This is a genomic window from Microcystis sp. M53603_WE2 (assembly GCF_030065435.1).
This window is the reverse complement of record NZ_JASJFF010001382.1, coordinates 1-3,953: the sequence shown is the minus strand read 5'-3', so window position 1 is coordinate 3,953 and position 3,953 is coordinate 1. Positions and strand designations below refer to the sequence as shown.

The following is a 3,953-nucleotide window of genomic DNA, read 5'->3' as shown; positions in this document are numbered from 1 at the left end:
TGCCTTTGCGACGTTTTGCCATAGTTTTATCAGTGTTGAAAGGATATTTTAGAAGTTTAAGCCGGCTGACCGAGCCGCTTCTGCTAAGGCTTTGACGCGACCGTGATAGAGATTGCCACCGCGATCAAAAACCACTTGTTCGATGCCTCTTTCTAAGGCCCGTTGGGCCACCAGTTTACCCACGGCAGCCGAGGCTTCTTGGGTAGCGGTGGACTCTAATTCCCCGCGCAAGGTGGCCTCTAGGGTAGAAGCGGCCGCGAGGGTATGTTGGGCTACGTCGTCGATAATTTGGGCGTAGATGTGGTTATTAGAACGAAATACGGATAAACGCGGCCGTTCAGCAGTGCCATTAATTTTGCGACGCACACGCTGGTGACGACGACGGACTGATTCTTTGCGACTAAGTTTCATGGTTTATTTTTTACCTCCTTTACCGCCTTTAGCGCCTTTACCGCCAGCTTTACCAACTTTGCGACGGACGACTTCACCAAGATAGCGAATCCCTTTTCCTTTATAAGGTTCGGGGGGACGAACTTCGCGGATTTTAGCGGCAATGTTACCGACGGCTTCTTTGTCGATGCCACTGACGATAACTTGGGTGCTGTTCTCTACGGCGACGGAAACACCATCGGGCATCTCCATCTCCACGGGTTTACTGTAACCGACGTTAAGAACTAATTTACTACCCTGCGCCTGGGCGCGGTAGCCCACCCCTTGGATATCGAGGCGTTTTTGAAAGCCGGTAGCGACTCCTTCCACCATGTTGGCTACTAGAGTTCTACAGAGTCCGTGGCGTTCTCTGGCGGTACGGGAATCGTCTTGACGGGTAACGAGCAGAGTTTCGCCATCTTTATTGATGGCGACGGCGGTGGGTAGGGTTCTCTGGAGAGTTCCTTTGGGTCCTTTCACCGTCACGGTAGCACCATCGATATCGACGGTGACTTTATTGGGAATAGGAATCGGGCGTTTGCCAATACGAGACATAACAGTTATCAGTTATCAGTTATCAGTTATCAGGGAAGAGTTATCAGTGGGTCAGCTATCAGGTTTAAACTTGGAAAGGCTGACGGCTGATAGCTTATCCTTGTTTACCAGATGTAGCAAAGGACTTCGCCGCCAACGTTTTGTTTACGGGCCTCGCGATCGGTCATAATGCCTTTAGAGGTAGAAACAATGGCGATGCCAATGCCACCGAGGACGCGAGGTAAGTCTTTACTGTTGGAATAAACTCGCAGGCCCGGTTTACTGACTCTGGTGAGGGTAGTAATGATCGGTTGACGGTTTTTGCCTTTATATTTGAGGGAAAGAACTAATTGAGATTTAATCCCCTCACCCACTTCCTCAAAGTCAGCAATAAAGCCTTCGTCCTTGAGAACTTGAGCAATACTGCGCGTCATCCGCGTGGTGGGAATTTGAGTAGTGGTCTGCCGAACCGCGCAAGCGTTACGGATGCGGGTCAGCATATCCGAGATGGTATCGTTAGCAGACATGAATTACCTGTTTTTCTCCTAAATTGGGATCAACATCAGTGGTCAGTTATTGCGGGAGTCAGGAGTCAGGAGCCAGTCGTCAGGAGAAGGTAGGTAGGATTTATTCAGTAATTTCTCTGACAAAATCGCTTTCTCCCTTTTCCCTTGCCACTTTTTCCTGATTTTTTTCCTTTTCTCTTGATTGATTTATCTAAAGGGCATTCCCATCTCTTTGAGGAGGGCGCGTCCTTCTTCGTCGTTTTTAGCGGTGGTGATGATTGAGATGTCCATCCCGCGAATTTGATCGATTTTGTCGTATTCAATTTCGGGGAAGATCAACTGTTCACGAATGCCTAAACTGTAGTTACCACGACCATCAAAACTGTTACCGCTGATACCGCGAAAGTCGCGAATGCGTGGTAAGGCCAGATTAATGAGACGGTCTAAAAAAGCGTACATTCGATCGCCGCGCAATGTCACCATGACACCCACGGGCATTCCTTCGCGAATTTTAAAGCCAGCGATCGCTTTTTTAGCTCTAGTCACTACCGGTTGTTGTCCGGTGATGGTGGACAGTTCCTCCTTGGAAGACTCCAAAGCTTTGGCGTTTTGTGAAGCTTCCCCAAGACCGCGGTTAACGGTAATTTTGATAACTTTAGGTACTTGGTGGATATTGGTATAACCAAATTGTTCTTTCAGTTTCGGAACAATGGTTTCTTGATAGGTGGTTTTTAGTTTTTGGCTCATAGTTTTTCTGCTTACTTTTCCTGGGCTTGGTCAGGAACTAGAATTGATGGGAAACTAATCAATAATTTCGCCAGTTTTCTTCAGTATCCGCACTTTCCGACCGTCTTCGGTAAAGGTATAACCTACCCGACTGGCGATTTTTTTCTTCTCGGAATAAAGCATCACTTTGGAACTGTGAATCGGTGCTTCGTAGGTAAGGATTTGACCCGATTCTCCTTCCTGTTGGGGTTTAGTATGTTTGGTGCGGATATTAACTCCTTTGACCACCACGGTACTTTCTTGGGGTAAAGCGCGTAAAATTTCGCCCACTTTGCCCTTATCGGAACCAGCGATTACTTGAACGACATCCCCTTTTTTAACGTGCATTTTTTGCCTTTGGGGTGGGGTTTGACTGTTTTTCTTACTCATTTTTTTTGACCTCAAAGTGTGAAAAGTTTTAGACTAGCCATCAGCCAATTGCCTTGGTACTTTTCACTTTGATCAGAGAACTTCTGGGGCTAGGGAAACAATTTTGGTGTAGTTTTTATCGCGCAATTCCCGAGCGACAGGACCAAAAACCCTAGTACCTTTGGGATTACCGTCATTATTAATAATCACGGCGGCGTTATCATCAAAACGGATGCTCATGCCACTATCGCGACGGACGGTTTGACGGGTCCGCACAATCACCGCAGTGACCACATCGGATTTTTTCACGGGCATATTGGGGATAGCGTCCTTAACCACGGCGATAATTTTGTCACCGATGCCACCGTAGGTACAGTTACCTGTGCCCAGCACCCGCAGACACATTAGTTTCCGCGCCCCGCTATTGTCAGCGACATTTAAGTAGGTTTGTTGTTGAATCACGGTTTTTACCTAGGTGAAATTTAACTATCGGTTAATATTTCCGCCACTTCCCAACGTTTGGTTTTACTGAGGGGGCGGGTTTCACGAATGCGAACTCGATCGCCTTGTTTGGCTTGATTTTCTGCGTCGTGAGCCTTAAATTTCTGGGTTTTCACGACGATTTTGCCGTATTTAGGGTGAGGAGAGCGGTTTTCAATGGCTACCACTACGGTTTTATCCATTTTGTCGCTGACCACTACCCCAACTCTTTCTTTAACTGCCATAGCGGGTTATGCCTCCGGGGTGGACTGGGCTAGTTGGCGCTCCCGTTCTACGGTCAATAATTGGCCAAGACGGTGGCGGGTATGTTTGAATTCGTGGGTTTTTTCCAAGCGGCGGGTGGCCTGCTGCAAACGCAATTCAAACAGTTTCTTTTTGGCATTGAGGATAGCGTCGGCGATGTCGTCATCGCTCATCTTCCTCACTTCGGCGATTTTTGGTAGAGCCATTAGACAAAATCCTCCTCGCGAGTGATAAATTTGGTCTTAATTGGTAATTTTTGGGCGGCTAGACGCATTGCTTCCCGGGCTACCGGTTCGGCTACCCCGGCAATTTCAAACATAATGAACCCCGGTTTAACCACGGCCACCCAGAATTCGGGGGAACCTTTCCCGGAACCCATCCGGGTTTCTGCAGCCCGTTGGGTGACGGGTTTATCAGGAAAAACGCGGATCCAGATTTTGCCACCCCGACGGATATAACGAGTCATTGCCCGTCTGGCGGCTTCGATTTGACGGGAAGTAATCCAACAGGGTTCGGTGGCTTGCAGGGCGAAATCGCCGAAATTAATCGTATTTCCGCCGGTGGCCAGCCCGCGCATCCGTCCGCGCTGTTGTTTGCGGAATTTTG

The 3,953-nt window shown here is 48.3% G+C and carries 9 protein-coding genes; all 9 read right to left on the bottom strand.

Annotated features, from left to right (window positions below; all coding sequences use genetic code 11):
- Positions 1-48 precede the first annotated feature (48 nt).
- Positions 49-411 carry a 50S ribosomal protein L18 gene (gene rplR / locus PX481_RS29055; RefSeq protein WP_002746610.1) on the bottom strand — a complete coding sequence of 121 codons (363 nt, stop codon included), beginning with the start codon at positions 409-411 and terminating at the stop codon, positions 49-51.
- A 3-nt stretch (positions 412-414) separates the two neighbouring features.
- A complete protein-coding gene (rplF, locus tag PX481_RS29050) occupies positions 415-984 on the bottom strand; it encodes a 50S ribosomal protein L6 (protein ID WP_002757583.1) in 570 nt (189 codons plus the stop codon).
- 104 nt (positions 985-1,088) lie between these two features.
- On the bottom strand, positions 1,089-1,490 hold the full coding sequence (gene rpsH, locus PX481_RS29045; protein WP_002734721.1) for a 30S ribosomal protein S8: 402 nt from the start codon (positions 1,488-1,490) through the stop codon (positions 1,089-1,091).
- 186 nt (positions 1,491-1,676) lie between these two features.
- Positions 1,677-2,216: a 50S ribosomal protein L5 gene (rplE, locus tag PX481_RS29040; RefSeq protein WP_002734750.1), complete on the bottom strand. Its 540-nt coding sequence runs from the start codon at positions 2,214-2,216 to the stop codon at positions 1,677-1,679.
- A 54-nt stretch (positions 2,217-2,270) separates the two neighbouring features.
- Entirely contained in the window at positions 2,271-2,624 is a 354-nt protein-coding gene (rplX, locus tag PX481_RS29035) for a 50S ribosomal protein L24 (RefSeq protein ID WP_002757582.1), read from the bottom strand.
- Positions 2,625-2,696: 72 nt separating this feature from the next.
- Positions 2,697-3,065 carry a 50S ribosomal protein L14 gene (rplN, locus tag PX481_RS29030; protein WP_002732358.1) on the bottom strand — a complete coding sequence of 123 codons (369 nt, stop codon included), beginning with the start codon at positions 3,063-3,065 and terminating at the stop codon, positions 2,697-2,699.
- Positions 3,066-3,085: 20 nt separating this feature from the next.
- Positions 3,086-3,328: a 30S ribosomal protein S17 gene (rpsQ, locus tag PX481_RS29025; RefSeq protein ID WP_002734070.1), complete on the bottom strand. Its 243-nt coding sequence runs from the start codon at positions 3,326-3,328 to the stop codon at positions 3,086-3,088.
- Between the two features lie 6 nt (positions 3,329-3,334).
- Complete coding sequence (rpmC, locus tag PX481_RS29020) at positions 3,335-3,553, bottom strand: 50S ribosomal protein L29 (protein ID WP_002757581.1); 219 nt, start codon at positions 3,551-3,553, stop codon at positions 3,335-3,337.
- A partial coding sequence (gene rplP / locus PX481_RS29015) for a 50S ribosomal protein L16 (protein ID WP_288097427.1) occupies positions 3,553-3,953 on the bottom strand: 401 nt, incomplete at its 5' end. The genes rpmC and rplP, both read right to left, overlap by 1 nt.

Coding starts and splice junctions, on each gene's coding strand:
- rplX (WP_002757582.1), bottom strand. CDS start 2,624: ATGAGTAAGAAAAACAGTCAAACCCCACCCCAAAGGCAAAAAATGCAC.
- rplF (WP_002757583.1), bottom strand. CDS start 984: ATGTCTCGTATTGGCAAACGCCCGATTCCTATTCCCAATAAAGTCACC.
- rpmC (WP_002757581.1), bottom strand. CDS start 3,553: ATGGCTCTACCAAAAATCGCCGAAGTGAGGAAGATGAGCGATGACGAC.
- rpsH (WP_002734721.1), bottom strand. CDS start 1,490: ATGTCTGCTAACGATACCATCTCGGATATGCTGACCCGCATCCGTAAC.
- rplR (WP_002746610.1), bottom strand. CDS start 411: ATGAAACTTAGTCGCAAAGAATCAGTCCGTCGTCGTCACCAGCGTGTG.
- rplE (WP_002734750.1), bottom strand. CDS start 2,216: ATGAGCCAAAAACTAAAAACCACCTATCAAGAAACCATTGTTCCGAAA.
- rpsQ (WP_002734070.1), bottom strand. CDS start 3,328: ATGGCAGTTAAAGAAAGAGTTGGGGTAGTGGTCAGCGACAAAATGGAT.